We start from the raw sequence: 22660 nt of genomic DNA, 5'->3' as shown, positions 1-22660 counted from the left end.
CGTGAACGTCGTGTTCGTGTGCACCGGCAACATCTGCCGGTCCCCGATCGCCGAGAAGATGCTCGCCGCCGAGGTCCAGGCGATCGGGCTGTCCGACCGCGTCCGGGTCACCAGCGCGGGCACCGGGCACTGGCACGTCGGCCAGCCGATGGACGACCGCGCCGCCGGGATCCTGGCCGAGCACGGCTACGACACCGCGCACGACGCCCGCCAGGTCGACTCCGAGACCCTCGCCGCCGACCTGCTGATCGCCCTGGACGCCGGGCACCTGCGGTCGCTGGAGGGCTCGGTGCCCGACCCGAAGCGGGTCCGGCTGCTGCGCTCGTTCGACCCCGCCGCGGCCGACGGCGCGGAGGTCCCGGACCCCTACTACGGCGGCCCCGACGGCTTCGCCGAGGTCTACGAGATGATCGCCGCCGCGCTGCCGGGCCTGGTGACACACATCGAGCAGCACGCGTGAGACCCGCGGCCGCGGCCGACGTCGAGCGGCTGACCGGCCGCGCCACCGTCGCCCGGCCGGGTGGTCTGTTCGAGCTGGACGGCGGTGTGACCGTCGTCGTGAAGGACGGCGGCGGAGATCCCGGGTCGATCCCGGCGGAGGCGGCCGGGCTGCGCTGGCTCGCCGAGGCCCACGCCGGCGGCGGCCCGCCGGTCCCCGACGTCCTCGGCGCCGACGACGACCTGCTGGTCACCGCGCTCGTCCCGCCGGGACGCCCGTCCCCCACCGCCGCGACCGAGCTGGGACGCCGGCTGGCCGCGCTGCACGCCGCCGGGGCCGAGGCGTTCGGCTGCCCGCCGCCCGGCGGCCCGGCCGAGGCCTGGATCGGGCACACCGGCATGCGCAACCGTCCGCACCCGGGCCCGTGGGGCGACTGGTTCGCCGCGGACCGGGTGCTGCCCTACCTGCGGACCGCCCGGGACCGCGGCGACCTCGACCCCGGCGGGGCCGCCGTGATCGAGCGGGTCTGCGACCGGATCGGCGGCCTCGCCGGGCCGGACGAGCCGCCGGCCCGGCTGCACGGCGACCTGTGGTCGGGCAACGTGCTGTGGTCGTCTCCCGTGGGCTCCCCCGGACGCGACACCGAGGCCTGGCTCATCGACCCGGCCGCGCACGGCGGGCACCGCGAGTCCGACCTGGCGATGCTCGCGCTGTTCGGCCTGCCGCACCTCGACACCCTGCTCGCCGCCTACGACGAGGCCGCCCCGCTCGCCGACGGCTGGCGGGGCCGCGTCGCGTTGCACCAGCTGTTCCCGCTGCTGGTGCACACCGTGCTGTTCGGCGGGGGCTACGGCGCGCAGGCGGTCGCCGCGGCGCGCCGGTACCGCTGAGCCGGAGTTCAGTAGGCGCCGTGGGCGCCCCGCAGCGGGAAGTCCGACGAGCGGTCGTCGTGCAGCTTGACCCCGAGCACCTGCTGGAGCTGGATGTTGTTCAGCTCGAACCCGAGCCGGCACGCGGCCATGTAGAGCCGCCAGACCCGAGCCCGTCCGAGGCCGACCTCGGCGACGGCGTCGGTCCAGTTCCGTTCCAGGTTCGCGCCCCAGTCCCGCAGCGTGAGCGCGTAGTGCTCGCGCAGGTTCTCCGAGTGCCGGATCTCGAAGCCCGCCTCGTTCATCGCGTCCACCACCACCGCGACCGGCTCCAGCTCGCCGTCCGGGAAGACGTAGCGGTGGATGAACGGGTCGGTGTTGCGGTGGTCGGGGCGGTGCGGCTGGGTGATGCAGTGGTTGAGCATCCGCCCGCCCGGCCGCAGCTTGGCGTGCATCGCGCGGAAGTAGGACCCGATGTTCGCCTTGCCGATGTGCTCGGTCAGCCCGATCGAGGAGACCGCGTCGTAGCCGCCGTCCGGCACGTCGCGGTAGTCCAGGTGCCGGACCTCCGCCAGGTGCCCGAGGCCGTCGCGCTCGATCCGGTCCTGCGCCCACTCGGCCTGCGCGCGGGACAGCGTCACGCCCAGCGCGCGGACGCCGTGCTCGGCGGCGGCGTGCCGGACCATGCCGCCCCAGCCGCAGCCGACGTCGAGCAGCGTCATCCCCGGTTCCAGGTCCAGCTTGGCCGCCACCAGCTCGTACTTGGTCGCCTGCGCGGTCTCCAGCGAGGCGCCGGCGTCCGGGTAGGCGGCGCAGGTGTAGGTCATCGACTCGCCGAGGACGAACTCGTAGAAGCGGTTCGACACGTCGTAGTGGTGCGAGATCGCCTGCGAGTCCCGCCGCTTCGAGTGCAGCAGCCCCCGCGGCCGCGCCTCGAGGTCCGGCGGCGGCATCCGGTGCTCACGCCAGTAGGGCAGCAGCCGCCGGGCCAGCCACAGCTGGTCGCGGCGCGGGATCGAGTGCAGCGTGACCTCGGACATCGCGCGCAGCCCGGTGTACAGGTCGCCGTCGACGTCGATCTCCTCGGTCACGTAGGCCCGCGCGAGCCCGAGCGACCCGGGCGCACTCACCAGCCTCCCCAGCGCCCGCGGGGAGTTCACCCGCAGCGTGACCGGCGCGTCGGACGGGCCGGCCGCCGACCCGTCGAACGCCTCGATCCGCAGGTCCCGGGACGAGCCCAGGACCCGGTTCAGTATTCCGGCGACCGGCTCGGTCGTCGTCTCTCGTTCCAGCACTCCCGTCATCGCCGAACCCCCATCGACAGAGCTACATCGATACAGCGGGCCGCCTCAGCGGCCGGTCACCTTGCGGTACAGGTCGGGCGCCCGCCCGTCCGGGTCGTACCGCTGCTTCACCGCCTGGTACGCCTCCCCGTTGTAGTGCGCCCAGAACTCGTCCTCGCCGTAGTGCACGGTCGAGTACAGCGACTTGTGGCCGCCCAGCGCGGCCACCTGTTCCTCGATCAGCCGGTTGTGTGCCCACCGGTCCCCCGGCCGCTCCGGCACCGACGACCAGAACCCGACGTTGACGTAGAGCCGGCCGGGTTCCATCGGGTACAGCGGCCACGTCCGCTCGCCGCGCAGCCGCAGCGGGCACAGCCACACCGGTGCGATACCCACCTCGGCGTGGAAGAACTCCAGGAACGCGGGCAACCGCTCGACCGGGATCTCGACGTCCTGCACCACCATCTCCTCGGGTGTCCCGCCGAGCGCGGTGCGGACCCGGTTGGAGGCGCCGACACGCTGGTCCAGCGCGACCAGCCGGCGGTAGACGTCCGAGCGCCGGTAGCGGCGGGGCCAGAACCGGCGGACCAGGGGCTGCTGGACACCGAAGGCGCGCGAGCACCAGAACCAGTCCGGATCCCAGCGCCACAGGAAGTCGCGGACGCTCAGGTGGTCGACCGGGCGCCGGCGCAGCGAGCGGTAGAAGACCTCCTGTCCGGTGTAGTCGGAGATCCGCGCGCCGGGCATCGGGGTGTCGACGAACTCCCCCGTCGTCAGGTACTGCTCCCCGGGGGAGAACACGACCCCGTCGAGGAAGTCGGTACCGCTGCCGGCCAGGTCCTCGATCGCCGTCGCGGCGCGGGCGGCCGAGCCGTACCGGTGGTGGGTGAGCTTCACGAACGGCCGGACCGGGGCCAGCTCGACGACGAGACGGACCGCGTAGCCGAGCGTGCCGTAGGAGTTCGGGAACGCCGCGAACAGGTCGGCGTGCTCGCCGTCCGGGGTGACGTGCAGCAGCTCCCCGGCGGGGGTGAGCACGTCCATCTCCAGCACCGACTCGTGCGGCAGGCCGTCCCGGAACGACGTCGCCTCCACGCCGAGCCCGGTGACCGCGCCCCCGAGGGTGATCGTCTTGAGCTGCGGGACGACCAGCGGCATCAGCCCGTGGGCCAGGGTGGCGTCGACGACCGTCTCGTAGGTGGCCATGCCCTGGACCTCCGCGGTCCGGGCGACCGGGTCGACCGCCAGTACGCCGTCCAGTGCCGAGGTGTCCAACCGGGTCGCCGCGCGGCCGGTGTCGCGGTCGGTGAACCGGAACAGATTGGACGACGGCTTCCCCAGCTGGACCTGTCCGGACGCGGTACGGGCGCGGCGCAGCCCGTCCACCGCCGCGTCGTGGGCGACACGGGCTCCAGGACCGGCGGAAGCCACCATGACAGCGAAGATAGCCCTCTATCGTTTGTGGGGCTGCCGTTTTCTCCGTCACACGATGCAACGATCTTTCGGCGCGCGCGGCCCGGGTGACCGTGTTGTCATCTCGCCCGTGACGGAACACATCGGACACAGCACTGACAATCCGGCGCAGAACGTGACCTTCGCCAGCCACGGCGGCACGGCCCACGGCTATCTCGCGGTGCCCGAGTCCGGTTCGGGGCCGGGCGTGGTCGTCATCCAGGAGTGGTGGGGGTTGACCGACCACATCGTCGACGTGACGAACCGGCTGGCGGCGGAGGGCTTCGTCGCGCTCGCCCCGGACCTCTACGGCGGGCGCACGACGCACGACTCGGACGAGGCCGGGTCGCTGATGGCCGAGCTGCCGGTGCAGCAGGCCGCCACCGACCTCGGTGGCGCGGTGCAGTACCTGCTCGAGCACGAGGCCGTCACCTCGGAGACCGTCGGCGCGATCGGCTTCTGCATGGGCGGCGGGTTCGTGCTGGTCCTGGCCGCGCAGCAGCCGGACAAGGTCTCCGCCGCGGTGCCGTTCTACGGGGTCCTCTCCGAGGACTACCCCAGCTTCGGGCAGCTGACGGCCGCGGTGCAGGGCCACTTCGGGCGCGACGACGAGATGGCCGACCCGGCCTCGGTGGAGCAACTCGCACAGCGGATCGAACGCGAGTCCGGCCGGGCGCCGGAGATCCACCAGTATCCGGCGGGTCACGCCTTCTTCAACGACGAGAACCACATGGGCACCTACGACGCCGAGCAGGCCGGCATCGCCTGGGACCGGGCGACGTCGTTCCTGCGCGAACGCGTCACGTAGCTGTCAGGTCAGCAGGTCCCGCGCCAGCGCCGGGTAGGCGCGGGGCCCGACGACCCGGTGCACGGCCTCGGCGGCCGCGGTCAGCCCGGCGTACTCGCCGTCGCTGAGCACGATCTCCGCAGCGGCCACATTGGACTCCAGCTGGTCCACACTCGACGCACCGGGGATCGCGACCGTCTGCGGGTGGTGCACCACCCAGGCCAGCGCGACCTGCGCGGGCGACGCGTCGTGCGCCGACCCGACGTCGCGCAGGGTGTCGAGCAGCGGGCGCAGCGCGCGCAGGTTGTCCGGCAGCCAGGCGGAGTTGCGCCGCACCCGGTTCGACGGCCGGTGGGACTCGTCGTAGCGGCCGGTGAGCAGTCCCTGCGCGAGCGGGCTGTAGGCCATGATCACCCGCTTCCCGGCCGAGGCGTGCGGGACGAGGTCGGCGGCGGGTTCGCGGCGCAGCAGGCTGAACTCCACCTGGTTCGACAGCACCGGTGCGCCGAGCGCGGCGTCGGCGGCGCGCCAGCGCTGCAGCGAGTACGCCGAGACGCCGGCCTCGCGGACCAGCCCGATCCGGCGCAGTGCGGCCATCCCGCGCATCGCCGGGCCGTCGCCGAGCACCGGGTGCGGCTTGTGCACCTGGTAGAGATCCATCGTGGACACGCCGAGCCGGGCGGCGGAGGCGACCGCGCGCTGCTGCAGCACCGGGGCGAGCGGCAGGACGGGGAAGAACTTCGTCGCCAGGACCACGTCGTCGGTCCCGCCGGACGCCCGCAGCGCGTCGCCCAGGATCCGTTCGCTGCGCCCGAACCCGTACATCTCGGCGGTGTCGAACACCGTCACGCCGAGCTCGCGGGCGCGGGCCACGATCCGGGCCGCCTCCGGCGCGAAGCCGGCGCCGTAGCCCCACTCGGCCGAGCCGAACTGCCAGGTGCCCAGGCCGATCACCGACCAGGGGGCCGGGATGCTGCCGAGCCGTTCCAGGTACCGCATCCGCCCGATCGTCCTCCTCCTCAGGCGCCGGCGGCGGGCGTTCCGGTCGCGGCGCCGGCGTCCCAGCGGACGAGGGCGCGGTCGAGCTCGGGCCAGGTGGTGTGCCGGGCCCGGCGACCGGTGAGGACGCCGAGGTGCCCGCCCGGGGCCGTCGCGAACCGCACGTCCGGGCTGCCGGTCAGCAACGGCACCACGCTGCGCACCGCCTTGAGCGGGGCGATCACGTCGTCGCGTCCGGCGACGACCAGCACCGGCACGTCGACGTCGGCCAGCTCGACGTCCCGCCCGGCCAGCCGCAGCCCGCCCGAGGCGAGGTCGTTGTTGCGCAGCATCAGGTGGAAGATCTGTCCGAACACCCGGCCCGGGTAGCCGCGCATGTTGTTCATCAGGTGGTCGACGGCCTCGATCTGGGCCAGGCAGTCCCGGTCGTCGATCCGGGAGGCGATCGCCAGTGGGCGGGTGACCAGGCGGTCGACCGCGGACAGGTGGAACGCCCAGCTCACCATCGGCGCCGGGACGCTGCCGATGCCCCGGTAGATCGTGGAGATCATCCGGCCGCCGGCGACCTCGGCCAGCGGGCGCAGCGGCGCCACCAGCGGAACCCGGGAGATGTCGACCGGCGTACCGATCGCGGCGACGCCGGCCACCGGCAGCGGGCGGCGCGCCTGCACGGCCGCGGCCACGGTGAGCAGCGCGAAGACGCCGCCGAGCGACCACGCCACCAGGTGCACGTCGGATCCCTCCGAGTCGGCGACCTCGCGGATCGTGCGGGGCAGCAGGCCGTCCACGCCGTCTTCCAGAACCCAGTGCTCGATTCCGAGGCTGCGGTCGGCGAACGACATCGGGCCGTAGTCGATCAGGTAGACGGTGCGGCCCCGGCGCAGCAGGTGCTCCACCAGGGAGCAGCCCCGGCGCAGGTCGTAGGCGAAGTCGGGGGCGCCCAGCGGCGGGACCAGCAGCACCGGCGGCTCGTCGAGCGGGTCGATCCCGGACAGCGGCCGGTAGCGGTAGAGGATGCCCGCCGGCGAGCCGACGACGGCGTCGCGCGGCATCCGCTCGAGATCGGCCAGGTGCCCGACGACGACCCGGTCCCAGATGTTGGCGGCGGCGTCGAGCGGGTTCACGACGCCCAGGCTACTTCGTAGCCTGTGAGTACTTTTCGTGGTCGGGACCACGAAAAGTACTCACAGGCGTGCCAGCGCCTGTTCCAGGTCGGCGACCAGGTCGCGCGGATCCTCGATCCCGACGCTGCACCGCAGGTGCCCGTCGCGGCGGAACTCCGGCGGGAAGTGCGCCGCCCGGCCCTCGCTCCCGGCTCCCACGTGCACGATCAGCGACTCGTCGTGGCCGAGCGAGACGGCCGAGGTGAACACCCGCAGGTTCGCGACGAACCGGTTCTGTGCCGACGGCGGTCCGTCCACGGCGAAGGCGAGCATCCCGCCGAACCCGCCGTCCAGGGTCCGGGCGGCGAGCTCGTGCTGCGGGTGCGAGGGCAGGCCCGGGTAGGCGACCCAGGCCACCCGCGGGTGGGCGTCCAGGAACCGGGCGACGGCCAGCGCGTTGTCGCAGTGCGCCCGCATCCGCATCGGCAGGGTCACCGCGCCGCGGGAGATCAGCCAGGCGTTGAACGGGCTGATCACCCCGCCGGCGTCGACCATCGCGTCGGCCCGGATCTCCTCGACCAGCTCGCGGCGGCCCAGCACGGCCCCGCCCATCGCGTCGCCGTGGCCGTTGACGTACTTGGTCAGCGAGTGCACGACGAGGTCCGCGCCGCGCTCGAGCGGCCGCTGCAGCACCGGCGTGGCGAACGTGGCGTCCACCGAGCAGAGCGCCCCGGCGTCGTGCGCGATCGCGGCGACGGCGTCGACGTCGGTGATCCGGGTCGTCGGGTTGGCGGGGGTCTCGACGTGCACCAGCCGGGTCTCCGGCCGGATCGCCGCCCGCACCGCCGCCGGGTCGGACGAGTCGACCAGCGTCGCGGTGATCCCGTAGCGGTCCGGCAGCAGCTCGGTGAGCAGCCGGTGGGTGGCGACGTAGGTGACGTCCGAGCTCACCACGTGCTCGCCGGAGCGCAGGAAGGTGAAGAACACCGCGTGCAGCGCCGCCACCCCGGACGCCAGCGCGACCGCCGTGCACCCGCCGGGCGTCACCCCCGACGGGTCCTCCAGTGCGGTGAGCTTGTCCTCCAGCCAGCCCTGGTTCGCCCCGCCGTTGCGGGTGTAGAGCCGGGTCGACGTCCCGGACCAGTCCAGTTCGGACGGGTCGTCGGGCAGCGCGTAGGAGTTCGCGGCGACGATCGGGCGGCGGATCGCGCCGGTCCCGGGGTCGACGTCGTTCCCGGCGTGCACCGCGCGGGTCGCGAGGTACGGCGGACGGTCGCTGCTCATGCGGCCATCCTGCCAAGCTCGGGATCAGGCGAACGCGCCCGCGATCAGGAAGATCGGCAGGACCGCCAGGAACCCGGCGACCGACTGGATGGTCTGCTGCACGGTCCAGGTCTTGAGCGTGGTCTTCACGTCCAGCCCCATCAGCCGCCCGACCAGCCAGAAGCCGGAGTCGTTGACGTGGCTGGCGAAGACCGACCCGGCGGCGGTCGCGAGCACGATGCAGGCGATCTGGACCGGGTTGAACCCGCCCTCGAGCACCGCCGGCGCGACCAGCCCGGCCGAGGTGACCAGCGCGACGGTCGCCGAGCCCTGCGCGAGGCGCAGGAGCACCGCGATCAGCCAGGCGGCGAGGACGACCGGGAGCCCGACGGCCTCCAGCGCGCCGGCCAGCGCGTCGCCGATCCCGGAGGCACGCAGCACCCCGCCGAACATCCCGCCGGCACCGGTGATCAGGATGACCGACGAGATCGGTCCGAGCGAGGAGTCCAGCAGCTTCTCCATCGCGGTGCCCTCCTCGCCGCGACGGCGGCCGAGGACGATCATCGCGACGAACACCGCGATCAGCAGGGCGACCCCGGACGAGCCGAGGATCGCCAGGAACTGCACCCAGCCCGCGTCGGCGTCGACGGCGCCGACCTGTGCGAGGGCGTCGAGACCGGTGTTGCCGAGGATGAGCACGACCGGCAGCGCGAGCAGCCCGATCACCGTGGCCAGCCGCGGCGGCTCGGCCGGCTGGTCGTCGTCGACGGTGCCGAACAGGGCGGGCACCGGGTGCACGATGCGGCGGCCGATCCAGGTGCCCCACAGGTACCCGGCGACCCACCACAGCGGCAGCACGATGACCAGGCCGATCAGCAGCACCAGGCCGAGGTTCGCGTCGAACAGGTCGGTCGCGGCGACCGGGCCGGGGTGCGGCGGCAGGAACACGTGCATCACCGAGAACGCAGCGGCCGCGGGGATGCCGTAGAGCAGCACGTTGGTCCCGCCGTCGACCCGCCGCGCGACCGCGAAGATGATCGGCAGCATCAGCACGAGGCCGGCGTCGAAGAAGATCGGGAACCCGATCAGCAGGGACGCGAACGACAGCCCGAGGACCGCGCGCTTCTCCCCGACCGCGTCGACCAGCGACTCGGCGAGCACCTTCGCGCCGCCGGAGTGCTCGATCAGCTTGCCGAGCATCGCGCCGAGCGCGATGAGCAGGGCGACCGTGCCCAGCGTGCTCCCGAACGAGTCGGTCAGGACGTCGACGACCTCACCGAGCGGGACACCGGTCGCCAGGACCGTCAGCAGCGAGACGAGGATCAGGGTGAGGAACGCGTGCACCCGGAACCGGATGATCAGCAGCAGGATCAGCGCGATCGCCGCCGCCGCGATGCCGAGCAGCGGCCCTGCCCCCAGCGTCTGGTTCCACTCGTCCACACGTACCCCTTTGTCGCCCGTCCGGCCGCATTCGACCGGTTCGATTCAGGGGGATTTGTCTACCTTGTGTGATCGTTGCGCGACGCCCCGGGGTGCGCGACCGGCATCACGTCACTGCTGGTCCGCGACCGGTTCCGGTGCGTGCAGCGACGGTCCCGCCGCCGGGACGACGAGCGGGGTCCCGGTCACCGGGTCCGGCAGCACCCGGGCGCGCAGCCCGAACACGTCGGCCAGCAGCTCCTCGGTCACCACGTCGGCCGGCTTCCCGGCGGCGACGATCCGGCCGTCCTTCATGGCGACGAGCCGGTCGGCGTAGCGGGCGGCCAGGTTCAGGTCGTGCAGGACCATGACGACGGTCCGGCCGGCCTCGGACTGCAGCCGGCGCACCAGCTCCAGGACGTCGACCTGGTGGGCGAGGTCGAGGAACGTGGTGGGCTCGTCGAGCAGCAGCAGGTCGGTCTCCTGGGCCAGCGCCATGGAGATCCACGCCCGCTGCCGCTGCCCGCCGGACAGCTCGTCCACCGGCCGGTCGGCCAGCTCCGCGATGCCGGTCCAGCCCAGCGCGTCGGCGACGGCGCGCTCGTCGTCGGCCGACCACTGCCGGTACCAGGCCTGGTGCGGGTGCCGCCCGCGCGCGACGAGGTCGCCGACGGTCAGCCCCTCGGGCGCCAGCGGGGACTGCGGCAGCAGGCCCAGGACCCGGGCGATCTCCTTGGTCGGGGTCTTGTCGATCCGCTTGCCGTCGAGCAGCACCTGCCCGGTCCGCGCCGGCAGCAGCCGCCCGAGCGCGCGCAGCACGGTGGACTTGCCGCAGCCGTTCGGGCCGATCACCGTCGTCACCGCGCCGGGCAGGACCTCCAGGTCCAGCGAGTCGACGACGGTGCGGTCGCCGTACCCGAGGCTCAGCTCCTCGGCCCGCAGCCGGACCACGCCGGGCTGCACGGGCGTGCCCTGCGTGGTGATCCTCTCCTCGAGGTGCGTACTCATGAGCGGGCCTCCTGACGGGCGCGGGCGAGCAGGAACAGCAGGTAGGGCGCGCCGAGCACGGCGGTGACGATCCCGACCGGCAGCTCGATCGGGAGCACGGTGCGCGCGATCAGGTCGGCCAGCACGGTCAGCGCGGCGCCGAGCACCAGCGAGACGGCCATCGGCGGGCTGCCGACCCGGCAGATCCGGCGGGCGATCTGCGGGACGACGAGGGCGACGAAGGCGATCGGCCCCGCGGCGGCGGTGGCGGCCGAGGCCAGGCCGACCGAGACGATGAGCAGCGCGGTCCGCGCCCCGTCGACCCGGATGCCCAGCCCGCGGGCGGTGTCGTCGTCGAACCGGAGCCCGCCGAGCAGGTGGGCGAGGATCAGCGCGGCGGGCACCAGCACCGCCATCGCGATCGACAGCGGGATCACCTGGTCCCAGCTGCGCGCGTTGAGGCTGCCGGTGAGCCAGACCTGGGCCTGCGCGGCCTGGTAGATCTGCGCGACGGTCAGCAGCCACTGCACGGCCGCGACGAGCACCGCCTGGACACCGATGCCGATCAGCACCAGCCGGTAGCCCTGGATCCCGCGGCGCCAGGCCAGCACGTAGACCAGCGTGGAGCTGACCAGGCCACCGGCCAGCGCGGCCAGCGGGATCCCGAGCGAGGCGAACAGGCCACCGACCCCGGCCATGCCGCCGCCGAGGACGATGACGAACACCGCCGCGGCACTGGCACCCCACTGCACACCGATGATGTCCGGGCTGGCCAGCGGGTTGCGGGCGACGGACTGCAGGATCGCCCCGGACACCGCGAGCGCACCGCCGACCAGCGCGCCGACCAGGGTGCGCGGCAGCCGCAGCTCCAGGACCACCAGCTGCTGGCCGGCGTCGCCGCCGCCGAACAGGGTGGCGAGCACGTCGGTGATCGCGATCGGGTAGTCGCCGCGCCCCATGTTCGCCGCCGCCGCCAGGAGCAGGACGAGCGCGCAGATCAGCAGCACCACCAGCGGGCGGGTGCGGAGCACGGCGGAGAACGGGCCCGTGCGCAGCGGGCGCCGTCCGGCCACCGCCGGCGGCTCCGGGGGCGCCACGGCGACCTCCCGGGGCGGGGCGGCGCTCACACCGACCCCAGCTTCCGGCGCCGCACGAGCGCGATGAAGAACGGTCCGCCGATCAGCGCGACCACGATGCCCACCTGCAGCTCCCCGGGCCGGGCGACCACCCGGCCCACGACGTCGGCCAGCAGCAACAACACGGCCCCGGCCAGCGCGGACGCGGGCAGCAGCCACCGGTGGTCGGGTCCGGTGAAGGCGCGCACCACGTGCGGCACGATCAGGCCGAGGAACACGATCGGCCCGCAGGCCGCGGTCGCCGACCCGGCCAGCAACGTGATCGCGACGACGCCGACCACCCGGGTGCGGCGCACCGAGTGCCCGAGGGACGTCGCGACGTCGTCGCCGAGCGAGAGCGCGTTCAGCGCCGGCGCGCTGGCCAGCGCGAGCACGATCCCGGCGACGATGAACCACATCACCTGCCCGCCGACGGCCGCGTCCCGGCCGGCCAGCGAGCCGACGTTCCAGAACCGGTAGGCGTCCAGGCTGGTCTCGTCCATCAACACGATCGACGACGTGAGCGCGGCCAGCAGGAAGCTCACCGCCGCGCCCGCGAGTGCCAGCGACACCGGCGTCGCGCCGCCGGGTGCCCGGGTGCCGATCGCGAACACCACCACGCTCGCGACCAGCGCGCCGGCGAAGGCGAACCAGACGTAGCCGAACAGCGAGGTGACGCCGAACAGGTAGATGCCCACGACGACGAAGAACGCCGCCCCGGCGTTCACCCCCAGCAGGCCGGGGTCACCGAGCGGGTTGCGGGTGAACCCCTGCACCAGGGCCCCGGCCAGCCCGAGCGCGATCCCGACGAGCACGCCGAGCACGGTGCGCGGGATCCGCAGCGACCGGATGACGATGTCGTTCTCGGTGCCGGTCGGCGCCACGAGAGCCGAGACGACCTCGTGCACCGGGATGACCTTGGTACCGATCGCGATGCTGGCCAGCACCGCGAGGGCCAGCGCACCGGCCAGCCCGGCGAGCCCGAGCAACCGGCGACGGCGGAGCGTCGCCTTCGCCCGCGCCGGGGCGGGCCGGCGGGGCCGGACGCCGATCGCATTCACCTGACTGTGCTCATCTGAACTGCGGTCATCTGAACTGCGGTCCCCCGCCTCGTGGTCACCCGCTCATCGAAAGGTCTGCTCACCATAAGTGAGGCTGCCCTTGGGCAGAACACCCCGTCCCGGGACGCCGATCACGTCACGGATCCCGTCATGCTCACGCCGTGCACACCGAGCCACCACCGCCGCCGCACCCGCCCCGCCCGCGGGTCACCGCGATCATGGTCGCGTCCCTGGACGGCGCGGTCGCCGCTCCGGGCACCGCGCCGGGGCCGGGCACCTCACGGGGGCTGAGCACCCCCGCCGACCGCGAGCTGTTCCGGCGGCTGCGGCGGGCCACCGACGTCGTCCTGGTCGGCGCGGGCACCGCGCGCGCCGAGGACTACCGCGGCGTGCGCCGCCGCCGGCCCTTACCGGACGAACCGGCCCCCGGACCACCGCCGCCGGTCGCCGTCGTCACCGGCTCGGCCGATCTCGACCCGGGCGCGGTCCTGTTCACCGACACCCTGACCGCGCCGATCGTGCTCACCACGGCCGCCGCCCCGGCCGGTCGGCGGGACGCGCTGGCCGCGGCGGGCGCGGACGTCGCCGTCCTGCCGGACCTGGAGCCGGGCACGCTGCTGGCCGAGCTCGCCCGGCGCGGGCACGCCGCGGTGCTCTGCGAGGGCGGCCCGACCCTGCTCGGGGCGCTGATCGACGCGGACGCGGTCGACGAGCTGCGCCTGACCCTGGTGCCGGTGCTGCTCGGCGGCCCGGCCGGGCGGATCGCGACCGGCCCGGTCGCCGCCGTCCCGCCGCGAGCCCTGCGCCTGGCCGGACACGCCGCCGCCGCCGACGGCACGCTGTTGCTGCACTACACGAGGCGTGCGCATCCACCGAACGGGTGAACTGGCGTGAGGACCGGGCACCGCGGGGCATCACACGCACGACAGCCGACCGAGATCGGGGCCGGCCGCAGCCGGCGGCCCCGTCCGCGAGAGGAGTGCAGCATGACCTCCACCAGCCCGACCTCCGGGACCACCCCGAAGACGCCCGCCTCGACGCCGGCCGCGGCCGCCGCACCGGCGACGCGACTGGACGACGGCACCGGCCAGGGCAAGACGTCCATCGCCGCCTCGGTGGTGCAGAAGATCGCCGGGATCGCCGCCCGCGAGGTGTCCGGCGTGCACTCGATGGGCACCGGCGCCTCCCGCGCGTTCGGCGCGCTGCGCGAGCGGATCCCCGGCGGCGGGTCCACCGGGGCCTCGAACGTCGCCGGCGTGGCCGTCGAGGTCGGCGAGAAGCAGGCCGCGGTCGACCTGGACATCGTCGTCGAGTACGGCGTCGCCATCGCCGATCTGGCAAGGGCGGTGCGCCGCAACGTGATCGGCGCCGTCGAGCGGATGACCGGGCTCGAGGTCATCGAGGTCAACATCTCGGTCAACGACATCTACGTCCCGTCGGAGGACGGCGGACCCGACGGGACCGAGCAGGTCCAGCCGCCGGCTCCGACCGGCCGCGTCGTGGAGTGACGCCCGTGATCGACCCCGCGCCGGTCGACCGGGCGGCGGGCACCCCGGCGCCGGACCCGGCCGTGCTGGCCGAGCTGGTCGCCGACGCGGTCGTCGCGCACCCGTCGGTCGCCCGGCTCGACGGGGGCACGTTCGGGACCGTCGCCACCTGGCTGTCCGGGCGGCGGCTGGTCGGCGTGCACGTCGGCGGGGCCGGCGAGCCGGTGGAGATCGGCGTGGTGCTGACCCTCGACCGGCCGATCCCGGCTACCGTCGCCGCACTGCGCCGCACGGTCGCACCGCTCGTCGCGGGCGCCCCGATCGACGTCACGGTCTCGGACGTCGAGGTTCCGGGCCTTCCCGGCGCAGGTCACGCATGACCGCGCAGACGGAGGTACGGGTGGACGGACGGGACGGCGCTCCGGGCGGCGGACTCACACCCGAACAACGCGCCGCCTACCGGGCGTTCGTCCGCACCCACCATCCGGACCGCGGCGGCGACCCGGAGGTGTTCCGGGCCGGACTCGCCCGGTACCGGGCGCTGGCCGCCGGGCAGCCCCCCGGCGGTGCGGCCGACGGCGCGTCCGGCAGCCGGGCCGACCGGCAGCCGGCCGGGGACCGCTACGACCGTCCGGTCGAGATCGTGCCCGACCTGCCGTTGCCCACCCGGGTGCTGGTGGCGCTCATCCGCACCGTCCGCAAGCGCACCCACCCGCGGGTGGACCGGCCCGGCTGGTTCGACGGCCGCGGCCCGGGTCACGACCGCGACTCCTGACCTTTCGAGAGGAACCTCATGAACGCCACCCAGACCGGCCTGCTGGCGGGTCTCCTGCTGGGGATCGCCGGCGCCACCGGTGGATTCAGCCAGTTCGTCATCGCCCTCGTGCTCGGCATCGTCGGGCTCGGGCTCGGCCTGGTGCTCGACGGGAAGATCGACGTCGGCGGCCTGGTGGGCCGCGGACGGGACCGGTGAACGCACCCGCGCCCGGGACGGACACGGCCGCGGTCACCGGGACCCGGCCGGCCGATCCGGGTGACCGGGGCGCGCTCGACATCGACACCGCGGTCCTCCGCAAGATCGTCGAGTTCGCCGCGAACGGCGCGTCCGCGGCCCGGCACCGGGTCCGCTCCGTCGCCGGGGTCGGGGTCGGTGACTCCGGGCCCCGGGCCCGGGTGACGCCGCGGTCCGACGCCGACGTCGACGTCCGGCTCCGGATCACGCTCGCCTACCCGGGACCGGTCCGGGCGGCCGTCGCCGACATCCGCGAGCGGGTCGCCGGCGACCTGTGGCGGATGACCGGGTACCGGATCCGCGAGTTCAGCGTGGAGGTCGACGCCCTGCAGTCGGCCCGGCAGTCCGACCGGGCGCACGCCGCGAGCACCGCCCGGGTGTCCTAGCCCGTCCTAGCCCGGGCCCCGTAGAAGGAGAACGCATGCGTGTCCTGCTCCGCGTCCTCGCGCCGCTGGTCAGCCTGGCCGTGGCCGCGCTCGGCGCGCTGCTCGTCGTCGAGGTCGTCGCGGTCTGGGCCGGCTGGGGGTCCGGCGCCGGGCTGCTGGTCCCCTGGCGGGACTGGCGGACCAGCCTCGAGACCACCCTGTGGACCTCACCCGTGGTGCTGTGGACGGCCGTGGCGGCCATCGTGGCCGGTGCGCTACTGCTGGTGATCGGGCTGCTCGCCCGCCGGCACGACGTCCCGCTGACCTCGCCGTCGCCCGGGATGACCGTGGCCACCGCCCCGCGGGTGCTCGCCCGGCTGGTCGGCAGCCGGGTCCGGGCCGCCGATCCGGTCACCGCGGCGACCGTCACCGCGTCGTCCCGCTCGGTGGTCGTGCGAGCCCGCGGCCGCGGCGACATCGACGCCGAGGTCCGCACCGCGGCCTCCGGCGTGCTCGACGCGCTGCCCCTGGCCCGCCGTCCGCGGCTCACCGTCCGCACCGCGCCCGACCAGCCGACCTCGCGCCAGGGAGTGCACTGAGATGGCCACACCGGACACCCGCAGCGACGACGCCGCGCGCACCGTGGAGGTGGACACCGGGGGTGGACCTCCGCCGCCGGCCGGGTCCACCGCACCCACCGGCTCCCGGCGGGCCGCGAAGATCGCCCGCCGGGCCCGGCACCGGTCCGCGCGCGGCGCCCGCACCGGGCTCGTGCTGCTCGGCGCGGTGCTGCTGGCCGCCGGGGTACTGACCGTCCTGCTGGTGAACGGCGTCTTCGGGGAGAACCGTCCACTGCGCCCGCTGTTCGACCCGCTGATCGCCCAGTTCCTGACCGCACAGGACACGCCGGCGCGGATCGTCGCGATCGTCGCCGGGGTGCTGCTGTTCGTGCTCGGCCTGGTCTTCGCGGTGCGGGCCGTGCGGCCGGAGCCGCGCCCCGACGTCGTCCTCGACGACGGGGCCGGGACCCGGATCCGGATCGACGCCGGCGCCGCGGCCGAGGCCGTCGCCGACGGCGCCGAGGGCCTGCCCGGCGTCACCCGGGCCCGCGCGCGGATGGTCGGCAGCAACGCGGCCCCGGCCGTGCGCGCGACCGTCTGGATCGACGAGGACGCCGCCGACACCACCGTCGCCGAGACCTGCCGCCGGCTCGACGCCGAGGTCCTCGCGCAGGTGCGGGACTCGCTCGGGCTCCCGGACCTGGCCGTCGCCGTGCGGCTGGAACTGGACTCCGTCCGGCGGGACCGCGCACCGCGCGTCGCCTGACCGACCTCCACGGCGCCCGGTGACCCGGCTCACAGAAGTCCGGGTCCACCGGGCGCCGTACGGTCGGCTCCATGAGTGCAGCGTCGGACGGCAAGCAGGCCCCACTGGACGGACGGAAGGCTCCGCTGGACGGCCGGAAGGCCCTGGTGACCGGTGCGGGCAGCGGTATCGGGGCGGCCGTGGCCCGCCGCCTGGTCGCCGACGGCGCCGCGGTGTACGTGGTGGACATCGACCCGGAGAAGCTCACGCCGCTCGCCGCCGAGAGCGACCTGGTCACGCCGCTCACCTGCGACCTGTCCGACCTCGACGCCGTCGACGAGCTCCCCTCCGACGTGGACGTCCTGGTCAACAACGCCGGCCGCCAGCACGTCTCGCGGCTCGAGGACTTCGACCCGGACACCTTCTCGCAGATCCTGCGCATCATGCTCGAGGCCCCGTTCCGGCTGATCCGGCGGACGCTGCCGCACATGTACGCCCGCGGCTGGGGCCGGGTGATCAACATCTCCAGCGCGCACGGCCTGCGTGCCAGCCCGTACAAGTCGGCCTACGTGTCGGCCAAGCACGGCCTGGAGGGCCTGTCGAAGGTCACCGCGCTGGAGGGTGCCGAGCACGGCGTCACGAGCAACTGCATCAACCCGGCCTACGTGCGCACCCCGCTGGTCGAGGCGCAGATCGCCGACCAGGCCCGGACCCACGGCATCTCCGAGAGCGAGGTCGTCGAGAAGATCATGCTCACCCCGGTGGCGGTGAAGCGGCTGATCGAGCCGGCGGAGACCGCGGAGCTCGCGGCCGTCCTGTGGGGACCGGCGTCGCCGTCGATCACCGGGGGCTCGCTGACCCAGGACGGCGGCTGGTCCGCCCGGTAGCGGGACACCCCGTCGGCGCTCACCGCGCCCTCACCTGCCGGCGGGCAGACTGCCGCGCAACGGGCTCCGTACACCGGGCCCGGCGACGGCCGGGCCCGGTGAGCACCGGACGACGACGGCAGGGGGCTGGGACGACGTGCGGCGTCGGTACACCGGTGGCGGAGTGCCACTGCGCGCCGCCGTATCGACCGGGCGGCTCGCCGCCGTATCGACCGGGCGGCTCGCCGCCGTATCGACCGGGCGGCTCGCCGCCGTCCTGGCCGCGGCGCTGTGCGCGCTGCTGCTGGCCGGGTGCGCGGTCGGCCCGTCCCAGCGGCCCCCGGTCGCCGTGCGGGGCGAGCAGCTGCCCGCCTCTCCCCCGCCCACCGCGACCGAGCAGCCCGCCGATCCGGACGCGCTGCCCCGCACCGAGCCGGTCCGCGGCGGCCCGGCCTTCACCGACTGCACCACCGAGGTGCTCGACGGGCTCGCCGCGGACGGCACGCCCGCACCCGCGGGCCGGGAGCTCCAGGTCGGCTGCGCCCGGCTGACCGTGCCCGCCGACCGCTCCAGCCCCGCCCTCGGCCCGGCCCGGCTCGGCCTCACCCGGGTGACCACGCCCGGCGCCGCCGCCGACCTGCCGGCGCTGGTGGTGCTGGGCGACGTGGGGTCGGACGGCTCCGCCCGGGCCGCGGCCGGGCTGGCCACCCGGCTGCCCGACGCCGTCCTCGAGCGCTACCAGGTGATCGGCATGGACCGCCGGGGCGCCGGTGAGGACCTGCTCGACTGCGCTCCCGCCGACGCCCGCGCCGCACTGCTCGACGCCGACCCGGGCGGCAGCGACGAGGCCGCGATGACCGCGCTGCTGGAGCGCTCCCGGGCCATCGTGCAGGACTGTTACCTCATGCTCTCCGGCACGCTGACCAGCTTCCGGGCGACGACCGGCGCCGACGACGTCGAGTCGCTGCGCAGCGCGCTGGGGGTCGCCCGGCTGAACCTGCTCGGCATCGGCGACGGCGCGGACGCGGCCGCCGCCTGGGCCGCCCGCAACCCGGACTCCGTCGGCCGGGTCGTGCTGGACGGGCCGGACGACCCGACGCTCGACGAACCCGCCCGTACCGAGGCCGCGACGGTCGCCGCCGAGGCCGCCTTCGACGCGTTCGCGACCGCCTGCACGGCCCGTCCGGACTGCGCGCTGGGGCCGGACCCGCGGACGACCGTGCGGGCGCTGGTCGACCGCCTCGAGGTCACCGCACTCCCGACCGGCGACGGCGACGCCGTCACCGCCGGCGCCACGCTCCGGGCGCTGCGCGCCACCCTGTCCCGCCCCGAGCGGTGGCCCGAGCTGGAGGCCGCGCTGGCCGCCGCCGACGCCGGGGACCCGGCCGGGCTCGTCCGGATCCTGGCACCGCTCGGGGGACCCCGCGGCCGGTTCGACGCCGACCTGGCCACGACCTGCAACGACAGCCGTGTCCGGGTCTCCCCCGGCGAGGCCGCCGACCTGGCCGGGCAGTGGGCGGACCGGTTCGGGCTGTTCGGGGTGCCGGCCGCGCAGCAGCTCGTCGCCTGCGGACCGTGGCCGTCGGGCGGGCCGGAGCCACCCGCGAGCCCGCAGGGCGAGAACCCGCCACCGGTGCTGGTCCTGGGTACCGCGGGCGACCCGCGGTCCCCGCAGACCGGCGCCGAACGGACCGCCGAGCGGATCGGGAGCGGGCGCGTCGTGCGCTGGCAGGGCGCCGGGACCGGGGCCTACCCGCGCACCCCGTGCATCACCGAGGTCGTCGACCGCGTGCTCGTCGACGGGCGCGCGCCGGCGGAGGCCGTCGTCTGCCCGCCGTAACGGGCTGCACCCTTCGGCCTACCCTCCGTGTTCTCCGCACGTGGCGAAGATGACCCGGAAGGTCACGATTCCGTATCCGCGATTTTCCGGACGGGTTGCCGGGCATCGGCACGCCACGCGTTCCACCTGCGGCAACGGATACCCGAAACGTTTCCCTAATCGGGCACCGCTGGTCACGGAAGCGCACGAGTCACTTACCCAGCCCCCGGGTTCCGGCTAGGCTTCCCCGGCGACAGGGTCATCGCAGGTCGTCCCGGGTTTCGGGGCGGCCGCGGAAGGCCCGCCCTCGTCGAACCGGCCACCTGTAACGCCGCCGGCACCGGTCGACGAGAGGTGCTGAGGGACCGGTGAGCCTGACCGCTCGGCGGGCGGGGATCCGGGCGGAAGGAGCACGGTGGATTTCTTCACCTATGTCGGTTCACAACTCGACCAGTTGGTGTTCTACGGCCAGCAGCACTTTCTGCTGGTCTTGTTTGCGGTCGGAATCGCGGCGGCGATCTCGCTGGCGGCGGGCACGCTGCTGCACACGAACCGGCTGACCCCGGACTCCTGGAAGCGGCCGGTGCGCGCCGGATCCATGGAGGGCCTGCTGATCGTCAGCTCGGCGGCGCTGACCATCCCGTCGCTGGCGCTGTTCGGCCTGCTGCAGCCCGTCCTCGGGCTGGGGGCGACGCCGTCGCTGACCGCCCTGACGATCTACGCGATCTATCCGGTGCTGCGCAACGTCGTGGCCGGGCTGTCCTCGGTCGACGACGCGGTGCTGGAGTCCGCGCGCGGGATGGGCATGAGCCCGCTGCGCCGGATGCTGACCATCCAGCTCCCGCTGGCCTGGCCGGTCATCCTGTCCGGCATCCGGGTCGCGGTACTGATCATCATCGGCGTCGCCGTCGTCGCCGGCGCCATCAACGGCCCGGGCTTCGGGTCGTCGCTCATCCTCGGCCTCGCCCGCCTCGGGTCGGTCAACTCGTTCAACCAGGTACTGGCGGCCACGCTCGGCTGCCTCGTCGTGGCTGCCGTCTACGAGATCGTCTTCTGGATCGTGCAGCGTTTCACCACCCCGAGGGGGATCCGTGTCTGATTCCGGCAAGCCGATGATCGCCCTCGAAGGCATCAGCAAGACCTATCCGAAGTCCACCGCGCCCGCCGTCCAGGAGCTGAACCTGGAGGTACCCGCAGGCACCATCTCGATGTTCATCGGGCCCTCGGGCTGCGGGAAGACCACCTCGCTCAAGATGATGAACCGGCTGATCGAGCCCACCACCGGCCGCATCGTGCTCGACGGCGCCGACGTCACCGAGGTGAACGCCGACGAGCTGCGCCGGAAGATCGGCTACGTCATCCAGCAGGTCGGGCTGTTCCCGCACTTCACCATCGGCGACAACATCGCCGTCGTGCCGCGGATCCTCGGCTGGGACAAGAACCGGATCTCGGCCCGCGTCGACGAGCTGCTGCACCTGGTCGGCATGGAGCCCAAGGACTACCGGCACCGCTACCCGCGCCAGCTCTCGGGCGGGCAGCAGCAGCGCGTCGGCGTCGCCCGCGGGCTCGCCGCGGACCCGTCGGTGATGCTGATGGACGAGCCGTTCGGCGCCATCGACCCGATCACCCGGGAGCGGATCCAGGACGAGTTCCTGGAGCTGCAGCGCCAGATCGCCAAGACCATCTGCTTCGTGACCCACGACCTGTCCGAGGCGGTCAAGCTCGGCGACCGGATCGCGGTCTTCGGTCCCGGCGGGACGCTGCAGCAGTACGACACCCCGGACAACGTCCTCACCCACCCGGCCAACGAGTTCGTCGCCGAGTTCGTCGGCTCCGGCGCGGCGGTGCGACGCCTGTCGCTGCTGGAACTGTCCCGGCTCGAGCTCCAGACCGTCGGCCTGGACGGCACCGGCGACCGGAACGGCTCGCCCACCTACGAGGCCGACGCCGAGGGCCGCCCGGTGCGCTGGGCCTACCTCCCCGGCACCGAGGTCATGCCGAAGCTGGTCACGGTGCCGCATTCGGGCACCGTCTACGACGCCGTCGACCTGATGCTCGACTCGCAGACCGAGCTGGTCGGCGTGGTCGACGACCAGCAGAAGCTGCAGGGCGCGCTGTGGTGGAAGGACCTCGTCGAGGGCCTGAAGACCAAGGGGCAGGTGTGAGCGCCCCCGCGTTCGAGACCGCCGAGGCGCCGGAGGAGACCGGCGCCGGCCGCGCGGCCGACGAGCAGGTGGCGCGCCAGCCGCGCCGGAAGCTCGACAAGCGACTGATCGTCAACCCGCTCATCGCCGTCCTCGGTCTCATCGGCGTCTTCAGCTACGCGGCGGCGCAGGGTCTCGACGCCGTCGAGGCCTCGGTGATCAATCCGCAGGCGCTGGGACAGCGGCTGTGGGAGCACCTGGTGCTCACCGGGCTGTCCACCCTGGTCGTCATCGTGATCGCGATCCCGGCCGGCATCGCGATCAGCCGTCCCGCGGCGCGCCGGTTCCAGCGCCCGGTGCTGGCCTTCACCGGCTTCATGCAGGCGCTGCCCGCGTTCGGTGTGATCATCCTGCTCGCGTTCTCGCCGCTCGGGCTGGGTCTGACGACCGCCGTCGTCGCCCTCGCGCTCGCCGCGCTGCTGCCGGTGCTGACCAACACCGTCGTGGGCCTGCAGCAGGTGGACCGGGCGCTGATCGAGGCCGCCCGCGGCATCGGGATGTCCGCCCGGCAGACCCTGCTGCGCGTCGAGCTGCCGCTGGCCACACCGGTCATGGTGGCCGGCGTGCGCGTCGCGCTCGTGCTGAACGTCGGCACCGCGGCGCTGGCGACCTTCATCGGTGCCGGCGGACTCGGCGAGCCGATCAAGGGCATGCTCGAGCTGGGCCGCCCCACCGGAACCCTGGTCGCGGCGGCCATCGTCGCCGCCCTGGCCCTCATCGTGGACTGGCTCGCCGGTCTCGCCGAGTACGCCGTCCGCCGGTCCGCCGGCTGACACGTCACTCGGTCCCACCACCCCGATAGCCAGCAACACCCGATACCCAGCA

At 74.2% G+C, this 22660-nt stretch carries 25 protein-coding genes; 16 read left to right on the top strand and 9 right to left on the bottom strand.

Annotation, left to right across the window (positions count from 1 at the left end; genetic code table 11):
• Position 1: 1 nt before the first annotated feature.
• Both WIS52_RS18090 and WIS52_RS18085 read left to right on the top strand, forming a co-directional pair.
• Positions 2-460 (top strand): low molecular weight protein-tyrosine-phosphatase, encoded by a 459-nt coding sequence (locus tag WIS52_RS18090; protein ID WP_349299453.1) that lies wholly within the window; start codon positions 2-4, stop codon positions 458-460.
• Entirely contained in the window at positions 457-1329 is an 873-nt protein-coding gene (locus WIS52_RS18085; RefSeq protein WP_379610343.1) for a fructosamine kinase family protein, read from the top strand. Before WIS52_RS18090 ends, WIS52_RS18085 begins: the two co-directional genes overlap by 4 nt.
• Before the next feature lie 8 nt (positions 1330-1337).
• Here the strand turns inward: WIS52_RS18085 and WIS52_RS18080 are convergent, their stop codons facing one another.
• Together WIS52_RS18080 and WIS52_RS18075 are read right to left on the bottom strand one after the other, a co-directional pair.
• On the bottom strand, positions 1338-2612 hold the full coding sequence (locus tag WIS52_RS18080) for a cyclopropane-fatty-acyl-phospholipid synthase family protein (RefSeq protein WP_349299452.1): 1275 nt from the start codon (positions 2610-2612) through the stop codon (positions 1338-1340).
• A 45-nt stretch (positions 2613-2657) separates the two neighbouring features.
• On the bottom strand, positions 2658-4025 hold the full coding sequence (locus WIS52_RS18075; RefSeq protein WP_349299451.1) for an FAD-binding oxidoreductase: 1368 nt from the start codon (positions 4023-4025) through the stop codon (positions 2658-2660).
• 109 nt (positions 4026-4134) lie between these two features.
• Here WIS52_RS18075 and WIS52_RS18070 point away from each other — a divergent pair, with 109 nt between their 5' ends.
• Positions 4135-4851 (top strand): dienelactone hydrolase family protein, encoded by a 717-nt coding sequence (locus tag WIS52_RS18070; protein ID WP_349299450.1) that lies wholly within the window; start codon positions 4135-4137, stop codon positions 4849-4851.
• A 3-nt stretch (positions 4852-4854) separates the two neighbouring features.
• Here WIS52_RS18070 and WIS52_RS18065 read toward each other — a convergent pair whose 3' ends face one another.
• The 7 genes from WIS52_RS18065 to WIS52_RS18035 form a co-directional block, all read right to left on the bottom strand.
• On the bottom strand, positions 4855-5829 hold the full coding sequence (locus tag WIS52_RS18065; RefSeq protein ID WP_349299449.1) for an aldo/keto reductase: 975 nt from the start codon (positions 5827-5829) through the stop codon (positions 4855-4857).
• 20 nt (positions 5830-5849) lie between these two features.
• Complete coding sequence (locus tag WIS52_RS18060) at positions 5850-6953, bottom strand: alpha/beta hydrolase (RefSeq protein WP_349299448.1); 1104 nt, start codon at positions 6951-6953, stop codon at positions 5850-5852.
• 60 nt (positions 6954-7013) lie between these two features.
• The gene (locus WIS52_RS18055; protein ID WP_349299447.1) at positions 7014-8216 is read right to left on the bottom strand and encodes a trans-sulfuration enzyme family protein; all 1203 of its coding nucleotides are present in this window, start codon (positions 8214-8216) and stop codon (positions 7014-7016) included.
• Between the two features lie 24 nt (positions 8217-8240).
• Complete coding sequence (locus WIS52_RS18050) at positions 8241-9635, bottom strand: GntP family permease (RefSeq protein ID WP_349299446.1); 1395 nt, start codon at positions 9633-9635, stop codon at positions 8241-8243.
• A gap of 111 nt (positions 9636-9746) precedes the next feature.
• Positions 9747-10622 (bottom strand): ABC transporter ATP-binding protein, encoded by an 876-nt coding sequence (locus WIS52_RS18045; protein WP_349299445.1) that lies wholly within the window; start codon positions 10620-10622, stop codon positions 9747-9749.
• Complete coding sequence (locus WIS52_RS18040) at positions 10619-11698, bottom strand: FecCD family ABC transporter permease (RefSeq protein WP_349299444.1); 1080 nt, start codon at positions 11696-11698, stop codon at positions 10619-10621. The genes WIS52_RS18045 and WIS52_RS18040 overlap by 4 nt, the downstream gene beginning before the upstream one ends.
• A 26-nt stretch (positions 11699-11724) precedes the next feature.
• The gene (locus tag WIS52_RS18035; RefSeq protein ID WP_349299443.1) at positions 11725-12777 is read right to left on the bottom strand and encodes a FecCD family ABC transporter permease; all 1053 of its coding nucleotides are present in this window, start codon (positions 12775-12777) and stop codon (positions 11725-11727) included.
• Positions 12778-12938: 161 nt separating this feature from the next.
• Between WIS52_RS18035 and WIS52_RS18030 the strand changes: the two genes are divergently transcribed.
• The 13 genes from WIS52_RS18030 (at position 12939) to WIS52_RS17970 (ending at position 22608) form a co-directional block, all read left to right on the top strand.
• Positions 12939-13661 (top strand): dihydrofolate reductase family protein, encoded by a 723-nt coding sequence (locus WIS52_RS18030; protein WP_349299442.1) that lies wholly within the window; start codon positions 12939-12941, stop codon positions 13659-13661.
• A gap of 102 nt (positions 13662-13763) precedes the next feature.
• The gene (locus WIS52_RS18025) at positions 13764-14285 is read left to right on the top strand and encodes an Asp23/Gls24 family envelope stress response protein (protein ID WP_349299441.1); all 522 of its coding nucleotides are present in this window, start codon (positions 13764-13766) and stop codon (positions 14283-14285) included.
• A gap of 5 nt (positions 14286-14290) precedes the next feature.
• Positions 14291-14644, top strand: a complete 354-nt coding sequence (locus WIS52_RS18020) for a hypothetical protein (RefSeq protein WP_349299440.1) — start codon at positions 14291-14293, stop codon at positions 14642-14644.
• On the top strand, positions 14641-15039 hold the full coding sequence (locus WIS52_RS18015) for a hypothetical protein (protein ID WP_349299439.1): 399 nt from the start codon (positions 14641-14643) through the stop codon (positions 15037-15039). The genes WIS52_RS18020 and WIS52_RS18015 overlap by 4 nt, the downstream gene beginning before the upstream one ends.
• Positions 15040-15057: 18 nt before the next feature.
• Complete coding sequence (locus WIS52_RS18010; protein ID WP_349299438.1) at positions 15058-15237, top strand: hypothetical protein; 180 nt, start codon at positions 15058-15060, stop codon at positions 15235-15237.
• Complete coding sequence (locus WIS52_RS18005; protein ID WP_349299437.1) at positions 15234-15662, top strand: Asp23/Gls24 family envelope stress response protein; 429 nt, start codon at positions 15234-15236, stop codon at positions 15660-15662. The genes WIS52_RS18010 and WIS52_RS18005 overlap by 4 nt, the downstream gene beginning before the upstream one ends.
• A 35-nt stretch (positions 15663-15697) precedes the next feature.
• Positions 15698-16240 carry a DUF6286 domain-containing protein gene (locus tag WIS52_RS18000; RefSeq protein WP_349299436.1) on the top strand — a complete coding sequence of 181 codons (543 nt, stop codon included), beginning with the start codon at positions 15698-15700 and terminating at the stop codon, positions 16238-16240.
• 1 nt (position 16241) lies between these two features.
• A complete protein-coding gene (locus WIS52_RS17995; protein WP_349299435.1) occupies positions 16242-16967 on the top strand; it encodes an alkaline shock response membrane anchor protein AmaP in 726 nt (241 codons plus the stop codon).
• Between the two features lie 71 nt (positions 16968-17038).
• Positions 17039-17833, top strand: a complete 795-nt coding sequence (locus tag WIS52_RS17990; protein WP_349299434.1) for an SDR family NAD(P)-dependent oxidoreductase — start codon at positions 17039-17041, stop codon at positions 17831-17833.
• 163 nt (positions 17834-17996) lie between these two features.
• A complete protein-coding gene (locus tag WIS52_RS17985) occupies positions 17997-19652 on the top strand; it encodes an alpha/beta hydrolase (protein WP_349299433.1) in 1656 nt (551 codons plus the stop codon).
• Positions 19653-20046: 394 nt separating this feature from the next.
• Positions 20047-20730, top strand: coding sequence for an ABC transporter permease (locus WIS52_RS17980; RefSeq protein WP_349299432.1), 684 nt, complete (start codon positions 20047-20049; stop codon positions 20728-20730).
• Positions 20723-21796 (top strand): ABC transporter ATP-binding protein, encoded by a 1074-nt coding sequence (locus WIS52_RS17975; protein ID WP_379610354.1) that lies wholly within the window; start codon positions 20723-20725, stop codon positions 21794-21796. The genes WIS52_RS17980 and WIS52_RS17975 overlap by 8 nt, the downstream gene beginning before the upstream one ends.
• On the top strand, positions 21793-22608 hold the full coding sequence (locus WIS52_RS17970; RefSeq protein ID WP_349299431.1) for an ABC transporter permease: 816 nt from the start codon (positions 21793-21795) through the stop codon (positions 22606-22608). Before WIS52_RS17975 ends, WIS52_RS17970 begins: the two co-directional genes overlap by 4 nt.
• The last annotated feature ends 52 nt before the right edge of the window (positions 22609-22660 follow it).

It is taken from the genome of Pseudonocardia nematodicida (genome assembly GCF_040105385.1).
Lineage (GTDB): Bacteria > Actinomycetota > Actinomycetes > Mycobacteriales > Pseudonocardiaceae > Pseudonocardia > Pseudonocardia nematodicida.
This window is presented reverse-complemented; position numbering and strand designations above follow the sequence as displayed.

What these genes read in the sequence shown, in the direction of transcription:
- WIS52_RS18080 (WP_349299452.1), bottom strand. Translation starts at nt 2,612, where the DNA reads ATGACGGGAGTGCTGGAACGAGAGACGACGACCGAGCCGGTCGCCGGA.
- WIS52_RS18075 (WP_349299451.1), bottom strand. Translation starts at nt 4,025, where the DNA reads ATGGTGGCTTCCGCCGGTCCTGGAGCCCGTGTCGCCCACGACGCGGCG.
- WIS52_RS18065 (WP_349299449.1), bottom strand. Translation starts at nt 5,829, where the DNA reads ATGCGGTACCTGGAACGGCTCGGCAGCATCCCGGCCCCCTGGTCGGTG.
- WIS52_RS18055 (WP_349299447.1), bottom strand. Translation starts at nt 8,216, where the DNA reads ATGAGCAGCGACCGTCCGCCGTACCTCGCGACCCGCGCGGTGCACGCC.
- WIS52_RS18045 (WP_349299445.1), bottom strand. Translation starts at nt 10,622, where the DNA reads ATGAGTACGCACCTCGAGGAGAGGATCACCACGCAGGGCACGCCCGTG.
- WIS52_RS18025 (WP_349299441.1), top strand. Translation starts at nt 13,764, where the DNA reads ATGACCTCCACCAGCCCGACCTCCGGGACCACCCCGAAGACGCCCGCC.
- WIS52_RS18015 (WP_349299439.1), top strand. Translation starts at nt 14,641, where the DNA reads ATGACCGCGCAGACGGAGGTACGGGTGGACGGACGGGACGGCGCTCCG.
- WIS52_RS18010 (WP_349299438.1), top strand. Translation starts at nt 15,058, where the DNA reads ATGAACGCCACCCAGACCGGCCTGCTGGCGGGTCTCCTGCTGGGGATC.
- WIS52_RS18000 (WP_349299436.1), top strand. Translation starts at nt 15,698, where the DNA reads ATGCGTGTCCTGCTCCGCGTCCTCGCGCCGCTGGTCAGCCTGGCCGTG.
- WIS52_RS17995 (WP_349299435.1), top strand. Translation starts at nt 16,242, where the DNA reads ATGGCCACACCGGACACCCGCAGCGACGACGCCGCGCGCACCGTGGAG.
- WIS52_RS17990 (WP_349299434.1), top strand. Translation starts at nt 17,039, where the DNA reads ATGAGTGCAGCGTCGGACGGCAAGCAGGCCCCACTGGACGGACGGAAG.